Annotated in this window: 15 protein-coding genes, 1 tRNA gene and 1 pseudogene; 6 read left to right on the top strand and 11 right to left on the bottom strand. The window is 62.7% G+C overall.

All coding sequences use genetic code 11. The features are described 5' to 3' along the window. Nucleotides 1-91 precede the first annotated feature (91 nt). Genes B7X49_RS02405 through B7X49_RS02395 form a run of 3 tightly spaced genes read left to right on the top strand, consistent with a single transcriptional unit; the run spans nt 92 to nt 2,858 of the window. Nucleotides 92-934, top strand: a complete 843-nt coding sequence (locus tag B7X49_RS02405) for an undecaprenyl-diphosphate phosphatase (protein WP_029312235.1) — start codon at nt 92-94, stop codon at nt 932-934. After that, a complete protein-coding gene (locus tag B7X49_RS02400) occupies nt 934-2,106 on the top strand; it encodes an MFS transporter (RefSeq protein ID WP_286703732.1) in 1,173 nt (390 codons plus the stop codon). The genes B7X49_RS02405 and B7X49_RS02400 overlap by 1 nt, the downstream gene beginning before the upstream one ends. Further along, a complete protein-coding gene (locus B7X49_RS02395) occupies nt 2,106-2,858 on the top strand; it encodes a GDSL-type esterase/lipase family protein (protein ID WP_286703731.1) in 753 nt (250 codons plus the stop codon). Before B7X49_RS02400 ends, B7X49_RS02395 begins: the two co-directional genes overlap by 1 nt. A gap of 7 nt (nt 2,859-2,865) precedes the next feature. Here the strand turns inward: B7X49_RS02395 and B7X49_RS02390 are convergent, their stop codons facing one another. The 8 genes from B7X49_RS02390 to B7X49_RS02355 all read right to left on the bottom strand — a co-directional run bounded on the left by B7X49_RS02390 (nt 2,866) and on the right by B7X49_RS02355 (nt 13,908). Next, nucleotides 2,866-4,638 carry a glycoside hydrolase family 15 protein gene (locus B7X49_RS02390; protein ID WP_286703730.1) on the bottom strand — a complete coding sequence of 591 codons (1,773 nt, stop codon included), beginning with the start codon at nt 4,636-4,638 and terminating at the stop codon, nt 2,866-2,868. A 48-nt stretch (nt 4,639-4,686) separates the two neighbouring features. Further along, entirely contained in the window at nt 4,687-5,976 is a 1,290-nt protein-coding gene (rpiA, locus tag B7X49_RS02385; RefSeq protein WP_286703729.1) for a ribose 5-phosphate isomerase A, read from the bottom strand. After that, entirely contained in the window at nt 5,964-6,704 is a 741-nt protein-coding gene (gene pgl, locus B7X49_RS02380) for a 6-phosphogluconolactonase (RefSeq protein WP_286703728.1), read from the bottom strand. Before pgl ends, rpiA begins: the two co-directional genes overlap by 13 nt. Beyond that, nucleotides 6,701-7,522, bottom strand: a complete 822-nt coding sequence (locus tag B7X49_RS02375) for a Cof-type HAD-IIB family hydrolase (protein WP_286703727.1) — start codon at nt 7,520-7,522, stop codon at nt 6,701-6,703. Before B7X49_RS02375 ends, pgl begins: the two co-directional genes overlap by 4 nt. Further along, a complete protein-coding gene (gene zwf / locus B7X49_RS02370; protein ID WP_286703726.1) occupies nt 7,519-9,123 on the bottom strand; it encodes a glucose-6-phosphate dehydrogenase in 1,605 nt (534 codons plus the stop codon). The genes B7X49_RS02375 and zwf overlap by 4 nt, the downstream gene beginning before the upstream one ends. Nucleotides 9,124-9,125: 2 nt before the next feature. Continuing rightward, nucleotides 9,126-10,124, bottom strand: coding sequence for a phosphogluconate dehydrogenase (NAD(+)-dependent, decarboxylating) (gene gnd / locus B7X49_RS02365; RefSeq protein ID WP_286703725.1), 999 nt, complete (start codon nt 10,122-10,124; stop codon nt 9,126-9,128). 36 nt (nt 10,125-10,160) lie between these two features. Continuing rightward, the gene (locus B7X49_RS02360) at nt 10,161-12,989 is read right to left on the bottom strand and encodes a bifunctional transaldolase/phosoglucose isomerase (protein ID WP_286703724.1); all 2,829 of its coding nucleotides are present in this window, start codon (nt 12,987-12,989) and stop codon (nt 10,161-10,163) included. A 142-nt stretch (nt 12,990-13,131) separates the two neighbouring features. Further along, nucleotides 13,132-13,908 (bottom strand): ROK family protein, encoded by a 777-nt coding sequence (locus B7X49_RS02355; protein ID WP_286703723.1) that lies wholly within the window; start codon nt 13,906-13,908, stop codon nt 13,132-13,134. A gap of 163 nt (nt 13,909-14,071) precedes the next feature. Between B7X49_RS02355 and lepA the strand changes: the two are divergent. The 3 genes and pseudogenes from lepA to B7X49_RS02340 all read left to right on the top strand — a co-directional run bounded on the left by lepA (nt 14,072) and on the right by B7X49_RS02340 (nt 17,336). After that, nucleotides 14,072-15,786, top strand: a pseudogene (gene lepA, locus B7X49_RS02350) (translation elongation factor 4). Continuing rightward, the gene (locus B7X49_RS02345; RefSeq protein ID WP_286703722.1) at nt 15,786-17,177 is read left to right on the top strand and encodes a DNA recombination protein RmuC; all 1,392 of its coding nucleotides are present in this window, start codon (nt 15,786-15,788) and stop codon (nt 17,175-17,177) included. Before lepA ends, B7X49_RS02345 begins: the two are co-directional and overlap by 1 nt. 69 nt (nt 17,178-17,246) lie before the next feature. Continuing rightward, a tRNA-Ser gene (locus tag B7X49_RS02340) sits at nt 17,247-17,336 on the top strand. Nucleotides 17,337-17,785: 449 nt separating this feature from the next. On the opposite strand, the gene B7X49_RS02335 is transcribed toward B7X49_RS02340, so the two are convergent. The 3 genes from B7X49_RS02335 to B7X49_RS02325 all read right to left on the bottom strand — a co-directional run. Continuing rightward, nucleotides 17,786-18,124, bottom strand: a complete 339-nt coding sequence (locus B7X49_RS02335; protein WP_286838159.1) for a hypothetical protein — start codon at nt 18,122-18,124, stop codon at nt 17,786-17,788. 434 nt (nt 18,125-18,558) lie between these two features. Then, a complete protein-coding gene (locus B7X49_RS02330; RefSeq protein ID WP_286838158.1) occupies nt 18,559-18,825 on the bottom strand; it encodes a hypothetical protein in 267 nt (88 codons plus the stop codon). Nucleotides 18,826-18,836: 11 nt separating this feature from the next. Then, nucleotides 18,837-19,041: hypothetical protein (locus B7X49_RS02325; protein WP_286838157.1), on the bottom strand; the 205-nt coding region annotated here is incomplete at its 5' end.

Raw genomic sequence — 19,041 nt, 5'->3', positions numbered from 1 at the left:
AGCGCCGCGCCGCCGTTCATGCCGATTGCCTTTTCCGCCATGCTTGGCCAGAGAGAGGCGGCGTAGCGACAATCACGCCTGAGGAGTTTGCATGACGCCGTTGATCGCCGTTCTGTTCGCCATAATGCAGGGAGCGACCGAACTGTTTCCGGTCTCGAGCCTCGGTCACGCGGTGATCGTCCCTGCCCTGCTGCACTGGCACATCGACCAGCACGCGCCCTCCTTCCTGCCGTTCGTCGTCATGCTGCATGTCGGCACCGCAACCGCCCTGCTCGCCTATTTCTGGCGCGACTGGTGGGACATGCTGATGGGCCTGCTCGGCCGGGGCACCGGCGTAAACGAGCAGCGCGGCCTGCTGCTGCGCCTAGTGGTCGCGACGATTCCAGCCGTGGTGATCGGGTTCATTCTGAAAAAACCGATCCAGCATCTGTTCGCGAGCCCGCTGATTGCCGCGGTCTTCCTGATCGTCAATGGCGGCCTCCTGCTCGCCGGTGAACAATTACGCCGGCGCAAGGCCGCGCGCGGTATGGGCATCGCGCAACTCACGCTGGTCGATGCCTTCGTGATCGGTCTGTTTCAGTGCCTCGCGTTCCTGCCGGGTCTGTCGCGCTCCGGGGCCGCGATCGTCGGCGGCCTGACCCGCGGCATCGACCATGAGGCGGCAGCACGCTTCGCCTTCCTGATGGCGACACCGGTGATTGCCGGCGCCACCGTGGTGGAAGTACCGAAACTGCTGCACCACCACAGCGCAAGCCACGGCATGTTCGGGCTGGCCGTGCTCGCGGCGGTGGTGGCCGGGCTGGTCGCATTCGGTTCGACCGCGTTCCTGATGCGCTATTTCCGCGATCACGATCGCTGGGCGCTCGGCCCGTTTGCCGCCTATTGCGCGGTGTTCGGCGTGCTGAGCCTGGTGCTGCTCACCGCCGGCATCTGATGCCGCCGATCCGCCCGGAGGCGAAAAAGCTGATGGGCGCGCGGCTTGCCCGCAGCATTGCCCAGGGCGCGCTGGTTGTCGATTTCGCACTTTATGTCACCAAGCTCGGCTGGAGTGCGACGTTTCTGGGCGTGGTGTTCGCCTTGGCAATCCTGTTCGCCGTGTTGCTCACCGCAACGATCGGGCCCGCCAGCGACCGGTTCGGCCGCAAGCGATTCGTGTTGATTTTCGAAGCCATCTCGATCATCGCCTCCCTGCTGGGGCTGTTGAGCCAGGCGCCGCTCGCACTCGCCTGTGCCGCGATCATCGGCGGCTTCGGCCGCGGTGCGAACGGCGCCGCCGGGCCGTTCGCGCCCGCCGAGCAATCCTGGCTGTCCGGCTACATCGACAAGCGCGATTTCGGTGCCGTGCTATCGCTCAACATCGCCATCGGCTTCTTCGGTATGGCGATCGGCGCGGTTCTGGCCGGCGTGATCGGCGCGCGGCAACCGCTGTTCATCCTGCCGCTCGCGGTATCGCTGGTTGCCGCGACGCTGCTGATCATCACGCCGGATCGCGCCCGCAGCGTGGAGGTGGTACGAAACAATGAAGCCGCAGCCAGCAAAGTCGAGAACGGCCTACTCTGGCGGCTCGCCGGGCTGAACGTGCTGAACGGCACCGGCATCGGCCTCAGCGGGCCGTTCATGTCCTGGTGGTTCGCCGCGAAATTCCACGCCTCCGCATCATCGATCGGGCCGGCGCTGGCAATCGGCTTCATCGCCGCCGGAGTGGCCTCGCTCACCTCCGGCCATCTGACGCGGCGGCTGGGCACGGTACGCACCGTGGTGCTGATGCGCGGCATCGGCCTGGTCAGCCTGTTCGCGCTGCCCTTCGCACCAAGTTTCGCGGTGGCAACGTTTATCTACGCGGTCCGCTCCGCCTTCAACCGCGGCACCGCCGGTGCGCGCCAGGCGGTGGCGCTCGGGCTGGTGCGCGGCGACCGGCGCGGCCTCGCCGCCAGCGTGAACACGATTTCGGTGCTCGTGCCCCGCGGCATCGCCCCCGCCCTGGCCGGAGTGCTATTCGAAACCGGTGCCCTCGCCGCGCCATTTCTGCTCGCCGGCTTGTTCCAGGGCGCCTACCTGTTCTTCTACCCGCGCGTGTTTGCCGCGCATGATCCATCGAGGTCCTGATGCTCAATCGTCTGCTGCTGGTCTTTGCCTTGCTCGCCGCCCCCGGCATTGCCGCCGCGCGTGTCAATCTGGCGGCGGCGCCGATCGGGCGGATGGATCTGCCCTGGTGGCGCGCCGGGTTCGATGCCACGCTGGCGCAGGCCCGGACCGATCGCAACGCCCAACTCGTCTGGCTTGGCGATTCGATCACCTATTACTGGCAGCGGACCGGCGCCGCACCGTTCGAACAGATCAAGCCGATCTGGCAGCGCTACTACGGGCGCTATCATCCGCTCGATTTCGGCCTGATCGGCGATACCACATCGAGCGTGATCTGGCGGATCGACCATGGCGAATTCAACGGCCTGCACCCGAAACTGGTGATCGTGCTGATCGGTGCCAATAATCTGGGTGCCACGCATTGGGGCGCGCACCTGACCGTGCCGGGCATCGAGGCGGTGGTGACCGACCTGCACCGCCACGTGCCGCACGCCAAAATCCTGCTGCTCGGCGTGCTGCCCTCGATCCGCTCGGCCTGGATTTCCGCAGAGACGGTCAAGATCAATCGCGACCTCGCACAGATCTACCAGCACAACACATTGGTCACGTTCCGCAACGTCGGCGCCGTGCTCGAGCATGACGGCAAACCCGAAGCGTCGCTCTACGTCGACCCGCGACTACAACCGCCGCAGCCGCCGCTGCACCCCGATGCCACCGGGATGCAGCGGATCGCCGCCGCCCTCGCGCCGACCGTTGCCGCGCTGATGAAATAACTTCGCGTTATTGCCCGGCGGATAACCGCAACGCTGAGTTCACCAGCGCGACATGGGTGAACGCCTGCGGAAAATTGCCGATCATGCGGCGGTTGATGGTATCGTACTCTTCCGAGAACAGCCCGAGATCGTTGCGTAACGCAATCAGTTTTTCAAACAGCGTTTCGGCATCGTGCCGCCGGCCCATCATCGTGTAGTTATCGACCAGCCAGAAACTACACGCCAGAAACACGCCTTCCGTGCCGCTCAGCCCGTCGTTGCCGCCCGCCGTGTTATAACGCCGGACGAAGCCGTCCTGCATCAGGTCCCGCTCGATCGCGGCGACGGTGCCGATAATCCGATGATCGGTTGGCGGCAGAAACCCCACCACCGCCAGCAGCAGCAGGCTCGCATCGAGCAGTTTTGAGCCATAGGCCTGCACGAAACTACCCAGCGCGGCGTCGTACCCCTCGGTACACACCTGTGCGTGGATCGTATCGCGGATCACGCGCCACCGATCAGCCGGGCCGTTGTAGCCGAACTCCTCAACCGAACGGATCGCCCGATCGAACGCCACCCAGGCCATCACCTTCGAATGAACAAATTGCTGCCGGCCGCCACGAACTTCCCAAATCCCTTCATCGGGGAGCGACCAGATGGTCTCCAACTGTTCGAGCAGATTGACCCGCACGCTCCAACTGTTCTCGTCATGAAGCAGCCCGCCCTTGTGGGCCTGATAGAGCGTATCGAGCAACTCGCCGTACACATCGAGCTGCGTCTGACCTGCGGCGGCGTTGCCGATCCGCACCGGCTTCGAGCCCTCATAGCCGCCGAGCCAATCAACCTCCCACTCCGCCAGCCGCCGCTCGCCGGCGACGCCGTACATGATCTGGATATCGGCCGCGTTACCCGCCACCGCCCGGTCAAGCCAGTGACGCCAGGCCGAAGCCTCGTCGCGATACCCCGCCGCCAGAAACGCCTGCAGCGTGAAACTCGCATCGCGCAGCCAGCAATAGCGATAATCCCAGTTCCGCTCGCCGCCCAATTCCTCAGGCAAGGATGTGGTGGCCGCGGCAATGATGCCGCCGGTCTCCCAATGCGTCAGCGCCTTGAGCGTGATCAGCGAGCGCTTGATCACATCCACCCAGTGATTTTTAGCAGGCACCCTTCCGACCCATTTCTGCGATCGCTCGGCAGCCAGCGCAATGCCGTGCTCCGCATCGAAGGCGTGCGGGATGCGATGATGCGATTGCAGCCACGTCATCGAAAACGTCACCGTTTCACCAGCCTTGACGGTAAATTTCGCCTCGGTGTGACGGTTGCGCCCTTCCAATGGCACGTCGGACCAGATCACGACCATATCCGGCCCGGCCACCGCAACCAGCCCTTCACCGTGCGGCAGGCGCTGCACCCAGGGGATGATCTTGCCGAAGCCGAAGCGGAATACCAGCTCCAGCTGCATATCCACTTCACCGTCGAGCCCGGTCACCTGCCGCACCAGGCGCGATGTATCGTGCGGGTGCGGCACCATGCAATCGGTCAGCCGGACCCTTCCGGCCGATGTCGTCATTTCGGTTTCGAGCACCAGCGTATCGTCGCGATAATACCGATGCGTATGAGCAACGGGATCAGCCGGTGCGATCAACCACCGGCCGTTCTCGCGCGTGCCGAGCAACGCCGCGAAACACGCATCGGAATCGAAACGCGGCAGACACATGAAATCGATCGAGCCATCCCGCCCGACCAGCGCCGTCGTCTGCCGATCACCGATCAGCCCATAATCCTCGATCCGTAAAGCCATGCGGACCCTCCTTCATCTCTGGTGACTGCGTGCCGCCAATCGGCGCGCTCAGACGCCCTCGGCAAGACGCTGCATGATCGAGGTGACAATCGCGATCGGCGATGCGTCAACGTCGATATTCATCACGGTTTCATCGGCACCGGGTGGTTCCAATGTCGCAAACTGGCTGTCGAGCAGATCAGGCGGCATGAAATGCCCGTGCCGCCCCGCCGCGCGCTTCGCCAGCAGATCGCGCCTGCCGGTCAAATTCACCAAAATCAGGCCCGCACAGCCGGAGCGGACCAGATCGCGATAATGACGCGTGAGCAACGAACTCACGATCACACCGCCGCAACCCGCATCACGCCATCCACGCAGCGCGCCGGCAATACGGTGTAGCCACGGCAGGCGATCATTGTCGTTCAGCGGATGCCCCGCGTGCATTTTTGCGCGATTGCTCTGCGGGTGCAGATCATCGCCATCGATGAACGCAACCCCCAGGCACGCCGCCAGCAGAGCGCCGATGGTCGATTTTCCCGAAGCCGAAACCCCCATCACCGCGATCACCGGCTTGGGATGCGGCAGCGGTAGACCCATGCTGCGCAGCGTTGCCACATGCGATGCCACACCAGCCCGCGCCCAGGGGTCACCATCGAAACGCCGCGTGCTGCCATCCGTCATGCCGATGATCGCCGCGGCACAGCCATGGGTGAACAGGCCGGTCTCGACCACGCCGGCAATGGTCTTCAGCGTCGCCTCCAACACCGGCGGCGTCATCTCCACCGCAATGGTACAGTCAACGATCTGATTACCATTGTCGGTCCGATACGGCGTCGCCGCATCGCTCATGCGGAGCACACCCGGCAAGCCGATATCGCCGATCCGCGCGATGGTCCGCTCGACCGCGAAATCCACGATCTCGACCGGCAGCGGCGTGCGCTCGCCAAGCCAGCGCACCAGCTTGCTCTCATCGGCAATCACCACGAACTGGCGGGCGGATTCGGCAATCTGCTTTTCGCGCAGCAGCGCCCCGCCCAATCCCTTGATCAGATGCAGCGTACCGAACGCGACCTCGTCCGCGCCATCGATCGCAAGATCGAGCATGCCGCTCAGCGGCACAACCCCAATGCCGAGTTCAGCCGCGCGACGCTCGGTCGCGAGCGAGGTCGCAACACAAGTGATCGACAAACTCTCAGCCTTTATCCGTTCCGATAACGCATCAAGAAAATACCCGACGGTCGAACCCGTGCCGAGCCCCAGATACATCCCCGTCTCGACCAGCAGCGCCGCCTCACGCGCGGCGGCGCGCTTCTGCTGATCGGGTGTGGCGATCATCGTCGCGCCGGTCACTGCGCCCATCGTCCCGCCGCATCCCGATCGACCAGCCACAGCACCCGCCCCGATGGCCTGATGCGCGCGGCCGGCACCGATGTCTCCGCACCGCTCAAAATACCATCCAGCATCGATCGCTTGCCGCTGCCAGCAACAACAAAGACAACCAGCCTTGCGCTGTCCAACACCGGATAGGTCAGCGTCACCCGCGCCTCGGGGCGTCCCTCGGTCACCGGCAGCACCCAGCGTGTGCGCTCCTCCAGCAGCCGCTGCTGCCCCGGCAACAACGATGCCGTGTGTCCGTCATCGCCCATGCCGAGAAAACAGAGATCGAAAAACGGCCGCTCCGGGCTGAGCGTTTTGGCACCATACAAAGCCTGCAGTGCCTGTTCATAACGCTCCGCCGCCTGCGCCACCGTCAGCCCCCCATAGGGCACCGCGTGAACCCGCGCCGGATCATGCTCGACATGATCGAACAACGCCCGATCGATCATCCGCATATTGCTATCAGGGTCGTCCGGCGCGACAAACCGCTCATCACCGAGCACGAAATCAAGCGCATTCCAGCGGACCTGATGATGATAGGGCGACGACGCCAGACGCTGATAGATCGATTTCGGGGTCGAGCCCCCCGCCAGCCCGATCACGCACCGCGCACCCGCCGTCGCTGCCGCATCGGCCAACAATCTAGCCCCGGCCTCCGCGAAAGCCTCCGCATCGGGCACTACCAGCAGCTCACCGAACGCCGGTTTCATGCGCCGAGCCCATCGAGAATGAAGCGCTCGATCGCCTTGGCAAACCCCTCGTCCTCATTGCTGTCGGTGGTGAATTTTGCGTGTGATTTCACCTCGTCATCGGCATTGCCCATGGCGATCGCAACGCCGCTGCGCCGAAACATCGTCACGTCGTTCGGCATGTCACCAATCGTCGCTATCCGCTCGCGGGGGATGTTCAGCAATTCGGAAAGTTTGTCGACCACCGCACCCTTGTTAGCCTTCGCGTTGGTGATGTCGAGGTAATAGGGCTGCGAGCAGGCAGCCGTCACGTGGTCGCCGAATTCTTCCGTCGCGGCGGCCAGGGCAGCCTGCATCTTCGCCTTGTCATCGGTGACGCCAACGATCTTGACGACAGTCTTCAAATCGTCGACCGAAAAATCATCCACCACCTCGGCATCGAACTGCACCGTGCTGGTCTCGCGCGCCACATGCGGCGCCGCGGCATCCCGGATCAACCAGCGCGTCTTGGTATAAATCCAGACATCGAGCCCATGTTCACCAAGCAGCGCAACCGCCTTGCCGATCACGTCTTCCGGCAGATCATAGGCGTTCAGCACGGTCGTCATATCCGGTGCGAGCAGCACGCCACCATTGAACCCGGCAATCGGCGTGTCGATCGCGAGCGGCGTGCTCACCATCGCCATGCCGCGCGGGGGACGACCGCTGGTGATCGCGAATTTGATGCCGGCGCGCCGCAAATCCGCGACCGCGCGCTGCGCCCGCTCGGTCAGGCGTTTCTCATTGGTGACCAGCGTGCCATCCACATCGGCCAGTACCAGATCGATCCGGGCGCTCATGCGCGATCATCCTTCGCCGGCACGCTGACCGGGCGCCAGTGGCGCGTCCTGTCATCATGCGACAGCAGCGCATCCGATGCCGCCGGACCCGCACCGCCACTCTCGTAATTCGGGAAATCGGCAGGTGTGGTCGAAGCCCAATGGTCGATCACCCCCTGCACCACCCGCCAGGTTTCCTCGACCATGTCGGCCCGCTGAAACAGCGTCTGATCCCCGATCATGCAATCATACAGCAGCGTCTCGTAGCCGACGTTCGGCTCCGGCTTGAACCAGTCACTATAGCGGAACTCCATATTCGCCGGTGCCAGGCGCATGGTCTGCCCGGGCCGCTTGACCTCGAATTGCAGGGCAATCCCTTCATCGGGCTGAATGCGCAGCACCAGCCAGTTCGGCGGCAGGGTTTCGAGCGAGGTGTCCTGAAACGCCGCCAGCGGCGCCTTCTTGAACTGGATCGCAATCTCGGTCATCCGGCACGTCATGTGCTTGCCGGTGCGGATATAAAACGGCACGCCGGCCCAGCGCCAATTGTTGATCTTCAAGCGCATCCCAACATAAGTCTCGACCGCGGACTCCTTCGCGACATCCGGCTCATCCCGATACGCAATTACTGGCTTGCCGGCGACAGTGCCGGCGCCGTACTGGCCGCGCACCGCATCGTCATCCGCCAATGTCTCGATCGAGGCGAACAGATCGTATTTCTTGTCGCGGATCGCTTCGGGCTTGAAGCCCACCGGCGGCTCCATCGTCACCATGGCGAGCAGCTGAAACACATGGTTGGGCACCATGTCGCGCAGCGCGCCGGTCTGCTCATAAAATTTTCCCCGCCCCTCGACCCCGACGGTCTCGGCAACCGTGATCTGCACATGATCGATCCGATCGCGATTCCAGATCGGCTCGAACATACCATTGCCAAATCGCAACGCCATGATGTTCTGCACCGTTTCCTTGCCGAGGAAATGATCGATCCGATAAACTTGTTCCTCCTTCAGTACCGCAAGCACCTGCGCGTTCAGCGCTTTGGCCGAATCAAGGCTGTGGCCGAACGGCTTTTCGATCACCACCCGCCGCCAGGGCGCACCCTCGTCGCCCTTCTGCTCAACCAGCCCGGCCGCACCTAGATGTTCCACGATCGTGCCAAAAAACCGATCCGCGACTGCCAGATAAAACAGCCGGTTGCCGCCGGTGCCATGCTGCGATTCCAGCGATTCCAGCTCGGTCTTCAGCGATTGATAGAAACCCGCATCGGTGAAATCACCCTGCACATACGACATATGCGCGGCCAGTTTCGACCAGTTCGCTTCGTCGATCGCCTTGATCTGATCTTCCGCATTCGGATCGCCGATGAAGCTCTCCAGCGTCTTGTGCAACGAGGCTTTCCAGTCATCGGTGCTGCGCTTAGCGATATCCGCACCGATCAGCACGAATTTCTCGGGGGTCAATCCGGTATTCGCCAGATTATACAACGCCGGCATCAACAGCCGCTTGGTCAGATCACCGCCGGCCCCGAAAATAACGATGCTGCACGGTCCAGGCGGCTTGGCCGAAGCAGGCTGCGCCGGCGTCGCGGTTTCACCATGCGGATGGTTCATCAGATCGGCCATGATCAATCGCCTTTCGAAACCGGCGTATGCCCCTGCTCCAGATGACCGCCGAAGCCCTGGCGCATCGCTGAGAGCATTTTCTCGCCGAACGTGTGTTCCTGGCGGGACCGGAATCGCGCGAACAGCGATGCGGTCAGCACCTCCGCCGGCACCGCTTCCTCGATCGCCGCCTCAATCGTCCAGCGCCCTTCACCGGAATCCTCGACATACCCGGTATAGCCAGCAAGCTTCTCATCCTTGGCCAATGCGGAAGCGGTCAGATCGAGCAGCCACGATGATATTACGCTGCCGCGCCGCCACACTTCGGAAATATCGGCGAGGTTGAGGTCGAACCGCTGCGCCGCCGGCAGATCGGTCGAGGCCTTATTGCGCAGAATATCGAACCCCTCCGCATAGGCCTGCATCAGCCCATATTCGATGCCATTATGCACCATTTTCACGAAATGCCCGGCGCCGACCGGGCCGGCATGAATATAGCCCTGCTCCGCCCGCGGATCATGCCCCTTGCGATCCGGCGTCTTGTCGATCGTGCCGATGCCGGGTGCCAGCGTCTTGAAGATCGGGTCCAGATGATCGACGATCTCGGTCTCGCCGCCGATCATCATGCAATACCCGCGATCGATGCCCCAGATCCCGCCCGAGGTGCCGACATCGACATAGTGCAGCCCCTTCTCCTTCAGGCTGGCGGCGCGGCGGATGTCGTCCTTATAGAAACTGTTGCCGCCATCGATGATGATGTCACCCGCCGACATCGCGCCGGCCAGCGCCTCGATCGTATCCTCGGTAATCTTGCCGGATGGCAGCATCACCCAGATCGCCCGCGGCGCATCGAGCGCCTTGACCATCGATGCCAGATCAGCCGCACCGGTCGCGCCATCCTTCTCAAGTCCCTTGACCGCGTCGGTCGATTTGTCGAACACGACGCATTCGTGCTTATCACGCATCAAGCGGCGCGTAATGTTAGCACCCATACGGCCAAGGCCGATAATTCCGATTTTCATGTGCCGGCTTTCCTTGTTGAGGTCCGTTCGGTCGTCTCAGTGAAACGCGTGCTCCATCGCATGGGCAAGATCCTTCAGCCCGCTCGCGACATCCTTCAAATGAACGCGGATCACCCGCCGCTCGCGCTCGACCAGCACGCTCAAATCACCCTCGGCCTGCGCGGCCTTCACCTGGCTGAAACTGTATTTATGGTCGGGCACCGGCAGATCATGCGCATCGTCCGTCGTAATCTGCAGAAACACGCCGCTGTTCGGCCCACCCTTGTAGGCCTGGCCTGTGGAATGCAGGAACCGGGGCCCGAAGCCGAGGCAGGTCGCAACCTTGCGGTGGGTCATCAACCGCTTGCGCACGCCCTCCAGCGCCGCAAGATGCGCCTTGTCGCGTTCGATATAGGCAAGAATCGCAATGTAATCGCCCGCCTCGGCGCGCCCGAAATGCTGCTTCAAATAAGCCGACAGCGAATTATGCCGGCCCAGCGCCGCTGCGTTTGCCGCATCGGCAAACACCGCAATGCTGTTCTCGCGAAACACCGGCTCACCCTGCGGGGCCGATCCGCCCTGCTCATAGGCATCGGTCAAGGCGCGCGTCTTGATCTTGCTCGCCTCGACATCGGGCTGGTCGAACGGATTGATCCCGATCACCGCACCGGCGATTGCCGTTGCTATTTCCCAACGGAAAAACTCCTGCCCGATGCTCATCACATCACGCACCATGATCCGCACGACAGGATGCCCCGCCCGCGCGAGTGCGGCCACATGCGCCGCCTGTCCCTTGTGCTCGTCACCGGCGAGGCAAAGATAGGCGAACACCCGGTCCTTGCCATAGACGCTGACATCCTCAAGCGGTTCGCCATCCACCGGGATCAACCCATGCCCCAGTTTGCCGGTCGATTCGGCGATCAATTGTTCGAGCCACGCCCCCAGATCGGCAATACCGGGCGAGGCGATGATCGTCACCTTGTCGCGCTTGAACTGCTTCGCCGCAACGCCGAGCAGCAAGCCCAGTTGCGCCCCCGGATTCTGATCAACCGGCACGCTCGCGCTGCACGATTTCACCATATGCGCCGTATGCGTCAGGAATGTTTCGACATCGATGCCCATGGCCGCCGCCGGCACCAGGCCGAATTTCGACAGCACGGAATACCGCCCGCCGATCGATTTCACGCCGTGGAACACATGCGCGAAACGATCATGCTGTGCCACACGCTCCATCGCCGACCCCGGGTCGGTCACCGCGGTGAAATGCTTCGCCCAGTCGGCCGCACCGACCGTCTCGATCATGCGCGATTTGAAATAAGCGAGGAATATGTTGGGCTCCAGCGTCGAGCCCGATTTCGACGACACGATGAACATCGTCTTCTTCAAATCCAGCGCGGCTTCCAGCGTGCGGATCTGCGCCGGATCGGTCGAATCCAGCATATGAAACTGCGGCCATCCCGCCTTGTGGCCAAAGCTCCGCGCCAGCACTTCCGGCCCGAGGCTCGAGCCCCCCATGCCGAGCAGCGCGATATGGCTGAAACCCTGCGCCTTGATCGATTCCGCGAAGCGCGCGAGCGTGCCGACATGCGCATGCTCCTGGCCAACAATATCGAGCCAGCCGAGCCATTTGTCTTCATCCGCGCCGGTCCACACCTGCTTGTCGCCGGCCCACAGCTTGCGGATCGTGCCTTCCGCCAGCCAGTGCTTGCTGGCCTCGGCAACCGCCGCCTTCAACGCGCCATCGGCTTCGATCGTGGCTTCGTTCACCGGCACCAGCGCCGAACGCTTGACCGCCACCGCGCCGAGCAGTTGATCGAACGCCGTCGCGAACTGGCGCACCCCATCGATCACCAGATCATCCGTGACGGTCTCAAGCGAAATACCGTGCTGTTCGAGCGATTTCAGAATAGCCAGCGCGCCGTCAAGGTCCTGCTCCACCGCATCCGGCGTCGCCTTGCCATGGTCGCGGAACGCATCCATCGTCGCCGGCGGCATGGTGTTCACCGTATCACGGCCGATCAATGTCTCGACATAGAGCGTATCCGGATAGGCCGGATTCTTCACGCTGGTGGAAGCCCAGAGCAGGCGCTGGCTATGCGCGCCTTTCGCTTCCAGTGCTTGCCATTTCGCACCTGAAAACAACTTCTTATAGGCAGCATAAGCAACTTTCGCATTCGCGATCGCCGCCTTACCCAGCAACGGCTTCATCGCCGCATCGCCGCCGGCATCGATCTTGCCCTGCAACTGCTTGTCGATCACATTATCAATCCGGCTGACGAAAAAGCTCGCGACACTCGCGATTTTCGAAACATCGCCACCCTGTGCAGCGAAATGCTCCAGCCCATCGATATACGCATGCGCCACCGCCTCATACATCGGCACCGCGAACAACAGCGTCACATTGATCGAAATCCCCTCGCCGATCAGCGTGCGGATCGCGGGAATTCCGGCGGTGGTCGCCGGCACCTTCACCATCAGATTGGGCTTGTCGACCGCCTTGTGCAGCCGCCGCGCCTCGATGATCGTCGCCTCGGTGTCCATCGCGAGATACGGCGAAACCTCGAGGCTGATATAACCATCCCGCCCGTTGGTCGCCTGATACACCGGCAGCAGCACATCGGCCGCCGCCTTGATGTCACCGATCGCCAAATGCTCGTAAATCGCCATCGGCTCATGATCGCCATGCTGCACGAACCGCTCGAACGCCGCGCCATATTCCGGCGCATGCGCAATCGCCTTTTCAAAGATCGATGGGTTGGACGTCACGCCCTTCAGCCCGTCCCGCTCGATCATCCTGGCCAGCTCGCCGCCCTCGATCAGGTCGCGCTGAACGAAATCGAGCCAGGGGGCCTGGCCGGTTTCAGCGAGTTGTTTGAGCGGGTTCATAGCAGAATCTCCTGAAGTTGGTCGTGGATGATGATCGTTTCAGTGCAGGCCGAGACATCACGATGCCGGTCATCCATGGCGGCAGGTGGTGCGGCATCGGCCGGAAGTCACGCCCATGCGGCCGGTTGTGACCGCATCGTGATCACGCCCGGCGCCGGAACACACCGTCCCACAGGCGCACACCGCCGGTGATGCCGGTCTCGTTCGACACCAGATGAACATCGGCCGGCAGCGCAAAATTGATCGCGGTCACGTTGCCGCCGCCGATATAGAGCAGATCGAAATTGACCAGCACCCGCAGCGCATCGACGGTGCGCAGCACGTGCTTATTCCATTTTTTGACCCCATCGCGGATCAGCGCCGCATGGCCGATATATTGGTCATAGCTGTATCGCTTATGCGCATTGTGCTGCCCCATCTCCAGATGCGGCGCCGGCTTGCCGTCGGTGAACAGCGCAAATCCCATGCCGGTGCCGAGCGTAATGGTGCATTCCAGCCCCCGCCCGGCAATCGCCCCCAGCCCCTGCACCGTCGCATCATTGGCCAACCGCACCGGCCGCGTCAGGCGCGCCGCCAGCCGCTCGGCCAGCTTGAACCCGTGCCACAAATCGTTGCCAAGGTTGGGCGCGGTCAGCACCGTGCCCTCGCGCGTCGCCCCGGGAAACCCGACCGAAACCCGGTCGAACCGCCCGAGCGGTGCGACCAATGCGCTGATCGTATCCACAATCACGTCCGGCTTGCGCCCGAGCGGCGTCACCACGCGCTCATAATTGGTCAGCAGCGCGCCATCGGGTGCCACCAGCGCCGCCTTGATATGGCTGCCGCCCACATCAATCCCCAATGTCACCAAGTCGCTCTCAGTGGCACCCGGGGGCTCGGTGGCACCTGGCGGCGCGGCGGAATGCAGCGGAACATCCATTCGGTCGTCTCCGGCTAAAGGCCCTTTCCGCCGATGTGGCGCGAGCGATCGGGGTTTTCAATCGCACCACGAAACTGTCGCATAAACGGCCGCCCCGTTGAAGCCCCCCGCCCAGTCCGACCGGAGCGCTGACACGGCACGGTTTTTCGACTATGACGGCAGCATGACCTCGACCCCCACCGAACTGATCCGCAATTTTTCGATCATCGCCCATATCGACCACGGTAAATCCACCCTGGCTGACCGGCTGATCCAGGCCACCGGCGCGCTCACCGCCCGCGAAATGACCGAGCAGGTGCTCGACAACATGGATATCGAAAAAGAGCGCGGCATCACCATCAAGGCGCAGACCGTCCGCCTCTCCTATCCCGCCAAGGACGGCAAGACCTACATCCTGAACCTGATGGACACGCCCGGCCATGTCGATTTCGCCTACGAGGTCAGCCGCAGCCTCGCCGCCTGCGAAGGCTCCCTGCTGGTGGTCGATGCCTCGCAAGGCGTCGAAGCCCAGACCCTCGCCAATGTCTATCAGGCGATCGACGCCAATCACGAAATCGTGCCGGTCCTCAACAAAATCGACCTGCCCGCCGCCGAACCCGACCGCGTCAAACAACAAATCGAAGACGTCATCGGCCTCGATGCGTCCGATGCGGTTGAAATCTCGGCGAAAACCGGCCTGAACATCGAAGCCGTGCTCGAAGCCCTGGTCACCTGGTGCGCATCAAAAACGGCCGCCTGCGCAAGGGCATGCGAATCCGCATGATGTCCTCCGGCGCCGTCCACACCGTCGAACAGGTCGGCGTCTTCGCCCCCAAACTCCGCCCGGAGCCCGATCTCGGCCCCGGCGAAATCGGCTTCATCACCGCCGCCATCAAAACCGTCGCCGATTGCAACGTCGGCGACACGATCACCGATGATCGCCACCCCGCCACCGAAGCCCTCCCCGGCTTCAAACCGTCAATCCCCGTCGTCTGGTGCGGCCTCTACCCGGTCGATGCCGATGATTTCGAAAAACTGCGCGAGAGCCTCGGCCGCCTGCGCCTGAACGATGCCAGCTTCCACTACGAGGCCGAAACCTCCGCCGCTCTGGGCTTCGGCTTCCGCTGCGGCTTCCTCGGCCTGCTGCACCTCGAAATCGTGCAGGAACGCCTCTCGCGCGAATTCGACCTCGACCTGATCGCGACCGCCCCCTCCGTGGTCTACCGCCTGACCAAGACCAACGGCGAAACCATGGATTTGCACAACCCGGCCGACATGCCGGATGGCTCCCTGATCGACCATATCGAGGAACCCTGGATCAAAGCGACCATCATGGTGCCCGACGACTACCTCGGCGCGGTCCTCACGCTGTGCAACGAGCGGCGTGGCCACCAGGTCGATCTTACCTATGTCGGCAATCGCGCAATGGCGGTCTATCGGCTGCCGTTGAACGAGGTGGTGTTCGATTTCTACGACCGGTTGAAGTCGATTTCGCGCGGCTACGCCAGTTTCGATTACCAGATGGACAATTACCTCGAGAGCGACCTCGCCAAAATTTCGATCCTGGTCAACCTCGAACCGGTCGATGCGCTGTCGTTCATCGCGCATAAATCGGTCGCCGAGACCCGCGGGCGGGCGATCTGCGCCAAGCTGAAGGATCTGATCCCCAAGCAATTGTTCAAAATCGCGATCCAGGCCGCCATCGGCGGTCGGGTGATCGCGCGCGAAACCATCAGCGCGCTGTCGAAAGACGTCACGGCGAAATGCTACGGCGGTGATATTTCCCGCAAGCGCAAACTGCTCGACAAGCAAAAAGAAGGCAAAAAGCGGATGCGCCAGTTCGGCAAGGTCGAAATTCCGCAATCCGCCTTCCTCGCCGCATTGAAAATGGACGCCTGATGCTGCCAATCGTGGTGGCGCTGGCCGTCCTCGGCCTGCTGCTGCTGATCGTCCTGGTCCTGCTGGTCGAACAAAATCGACGGATCGAGGCATTGCGCCTGTCGATCGACGCAGTGCCGCAGGCAATGACCGAACCGGCACGCCAGGCACTCGCCGGCGGCATCGAACGTCTGCAGGACGGCGCACGCGGTCAGGCCGAACACCTCGCCCGCAGTTTCGGCTCGATCAACGCAACGATCGGTGATTTGTCGTTGATGATCACGCAACGCCTCGGCGAAGCCGAAAGCGCCGCCCAATCCGGCCGCGCCCAAACCCTCAGCGAAACCCTCGCCGTGATCGCCCGCCTCACCGAAAGCCAGACCAGCCTCGCCGACCGCGTCAGCCGCGACCTTGCCGCGGTCTCGGTCACCCTGCGCGACGAACAGGAAAAACTCCGCACCCAGGTCGAAGCCAAGCTCGAGACGATCCGCGAAGGCAACGAGGCCAAGCTCGAAGCCATGCGCGCGGCCGTCGATGAGCAATTGCAATCCGCACTGGAAAAACGCATCGGCGAAAGCTTCCAGCGCGTCTCCGAGCAATTCGCCCAGGTGCAGCAGGCAATCGGCCAGGTGCAGAACGTCGCGGTCCAGGTCGGCGACCTCAAACGCCTGTTCGCCAACGTCAAATCCCGCGGCGGCTGGGGCGAGGCGCAGATCCGCCAGACCATGGAAGACACCCTGCCCCCCGGCACGTTCGAGGCCAATTTCCGCCCCGATCCCGCCAGCGCCGAAACCGTCGAATTCGCACTCCGCATGCCGGTGCGCGAAGCCGACCAACCCGTCTACCTGCCGATCGATGCGAAATTCCCCACCGAAGACTACGACCGCCTGCTCCTCGCCGCCGAAGCCGGCGACCGCGCCGCCGAGGACACCGCAATCGCCGCCCTCGCCACACGCATCCGCAACGAAGCCAAAAAAATCGCGACCAAATACATCCGCCCGCCCCGCACCACCGACATCGCCATCCTCTATCTGCCCAGCGAAGGCCTGTTCGCCGAAGTCGCCCGCATCCCCGGGCTGATCGAAACCATCCAGCGCGAAACCCGCGTGCTGATCCAAAGCCCCAGCCTGCTGCCCGCCCTGCTGCACACCATCCGCGTCGGCCATTTCACCGTCCAGCTCGAACGCAAGGCCGGCGAAATCGGCAAAATCCTCGGCGCCGTCAAAGCCGAATGGGGCAAACTCGGCGACGCGATGGACAAACTCGCCAAACGCGCCACCGACATGACCGGCGAAATCGACAAAACCCAAATCCGCATCCGCGCCGTCGGCCGCACCCTGCGCGAAGTCGAAGCCATCGATGACACCCAGGCCGCCCCCCTGCTCGGCCTGCCCCCGCAAGCCGAACCGTAATACCTGCCAACCACCCCCGCCCGAAGCCCTTGTTCCCCCTGAACTTGTTGGCTATGAACCGCCCACGCGGGAGGGATGGCCGAGCGGTTTAAGGCGCACGCTTGGAAAGCGTGTGTGCGTGAAAGCGTACCGTGGGTTCGAATCCCACTCCCTCCGCCATGTATTTCCAGAAGTTCCAGCATATAAGCCATAAGTTCGATTGTCAGCATGTATCTTGGATACGTATATCAGGATACAACGCGATGCCGCACGTTCATGGATAGCGATGGACTCCGCCCCCGATTATCACGGATACGTGTTCTGCATATCGTTTCGATATGATGCTGGATAGTTCGTAGGCTATTCCTGCATCGTGAGCGGTCTCTATAAAAAGATGATGATATATCCTATAATAATAATAATATGACAGTAGTACTGTCCTATTTTCTTTTTGTTTTACGCGCGCGCGTGAGCACGGCGGGGCCATGCTGAAAAGTGGATATGAGAGGGTACCCCCTGCTAAAGTTGCTAATCCTGCTAATCCGGGGCGTCGGACATGCTGATATCTGGGTAAGGGTGGCTGCTAAAGTCGCTAATCCTGCTAAAGTTGTGCCGCCGCCCCATGCAGATCACGGAAATGCGAGATAAAGCCCGGTTGTGCTTTGGCTGGTCGAGGTCTGGCAACGCGAGGGCGTGGCGCGGCTGATGCGGCCAGGACGCAGCGGCGATATGCCGGCGATGGCGTCGAGAACTGTTCCCTTATCGAGTTCGGTCCCCTTGATCTCTGACAGGACATCCGCACTGATATTGGAGCCTCGATGGGCGTCTCGCTGTACGGCGCGCTCGGACTGGCCGGTGCGGGTTGCGGTGTCGGCGGTGAAGCGGTCGGCAGATTTCAAGTTGCCAAATTGGCGACTTGATTCCGACTTGTGATCGCCCCCATGCTTCGTCTCCGGATGCAGCGCCACATAGGCTTCCTTGCGGCGCTGGGTGAACAGGGCGCGCTCGGAGGGGTCCGCACAGTAAGCGGACCCTTGGAGGGTGTGCGAGTGCCGCACATCCTTAGAAACGCAAAATTGCGCTGGCCTGTAAGCCGTCACGCGACGTTGCCGAAATCTGTCTTTTATCGGTAAATTACACGCGCACGATGGCTTCGACGGCGCTGCCCGGCTTTCCCCCCGTGACAGGCGCAAGATACCCACGCACCCTGCCGCCCCCCTCCCGCCACTGCGCCCGACGCCACGCCGTGCCCTTCATGAGCCGCCCGATATCATGCGCCGATAGATCGCGTAGTGCGGATAACGTGTGGCAACCGGCGAGCAGGTCATTTACGGGCACCCGATCGCGCCGGGTCGCGGCAACGATCACGCGGGCGATCATCGAGACCGCGCGTTGTCGTGGATCAGGTGCCGGCATGACGGGCAGCGGTGGCGCGCATGTGGGCCTTTACCGTACCCCGCGCCGCGCCGGCCTCTGGGTCATCGAGCGCGCCGTTGCTGATCAGCCCCCCGATCTCATGCACGGCGTCGGTGACCATCTGGGCGGCACGATCGGGGTGCGCTTTCACGTCCGCTGCCAGCGTCTTCCATTTCGCATCAAGCGTGCGGATCGCTGCGTCGTGGAATCGGCGCGCGGCGACAATGCGGGCGCGCAATTCAGTGATATCCATATCAATTCTCCTTATGGCCCGGTAAACGCCGGTGTGCCGAAGGCGGATGCGCGCCCGTTAAATCCGGTCGTGCTGCCTTGGTTTTGGTTAAGGGACGCGGCTAGGCCGTGTTTGATTGCCTTGCTGCCATCGCCCCAGTTGCCGATATTCACGGTGGGGATGAGGCCGTTGTCAGCGCTGGATGGATGTAGAGGGGGCACTGCCGCTTGACGGTGG

Origin of the sequence: Acidiphilium sp. 34-64-41 (genome assembly GCF_002282635.1) — a bacterium.
GTDB classification, from domain to species: Bacteria; Pseudomonadota; Alphaproteobacteria; order Acetobacterales; family Acetobacteraceae; genus Acidiphilium; species Acidiphilium rubrum.
Note: the sequence above shows the minus strand (reverse complement) of the source record. Positions and strands in the feature narration are given on the sequence as shown.

Coding starts and splice junctions, on each gene's coding strand:
- B7X49_RS02405 (WP_029312235.1), top strand. CDS start 92: ATGACGCCGTTGATCGCCGTTCTGTTCGCCATAATGCAGGGAGCGACC.
- B7X49_RS02400 (WP_286703732.1), top strand. CDS start 934: ATGCCGCCGATCCGCCCGGAGGCGAAAAAGCTGATGGGCGCGCGGCTT.
- B7X49_RS02395 (WP_286703731.1), top strand. CDS start 2,106: ATGCTCAATCGTCTGCTGCTGGTCTTTGCCTTGCTCGCCGCCCCCGGC.
- B7X49_RS02390 (WP_286703730.1), bottom strand. CDS start 4,638: ATGGCTTTACGGATCGAGGATTATGGGCTGATCGGTGATCGGCAGACG.
- rpiA (WP_286703729.1), bottom strand. CDS start 5,976: ATGGGCGCAGTGACCGGCGCGACGATGATCGCCACACCCGATCAGCAG.
- pgl (WP_286703728.1), bottom strand. CDS start 6,704: ATGAAACCGGCGTTCGGTGAGCTGCTGGTAGTGCCCGATGCGGAGGCT.
- B7X49_RS02375 (WP_286703727.1), bottom strand. CDS start 7,522: ATGAGCGCCCGGATCGATCTGGTACTGGCCGATGTGGATGGCACGCTG.
- zwf (WP_286703726.1), bottom strand. CDS start 9,123: ATGGCCGATCTGATGAACCATCCGCATGGTGAAACCGCGACGCCGGCG.
- gnd (WP_286703725.1), bottom strand. CDS start 10,124: ATGAAAATCGGAATTATCGGCCTTGGCCGTATGGGTGCTAACATTACG.
- B7X49_RS02360 (WP_286703724.1), bottom strand. CDS start 12,989: ATGAACCCGCTCAAACAACTCGCTGAAACCGGCCAGGCCCCCTGGCTC.
- B7X49_RS02355 (WP_286703723.1), bottom strand. CDS start 13,908: ATGGATGTTCCGCTGCATTCCGCCGCGCCGCCAGGTGCCACCGAGCCC.
- B7X49_RS02345 (WP_286703722.1), top strand. CDS start 15,786: ATGCTGCCAATCGTGGTGGCGCTGGCCGTCCTCGGCCTGCTGCTGCTG.
- B7X49_RS02330 (WP_286838158.1), bottom strand. CDS start 18,825: ATGGATATCACTGAATTGCGCGCCCGCATTGTCGCCGCGCGCCGATTC.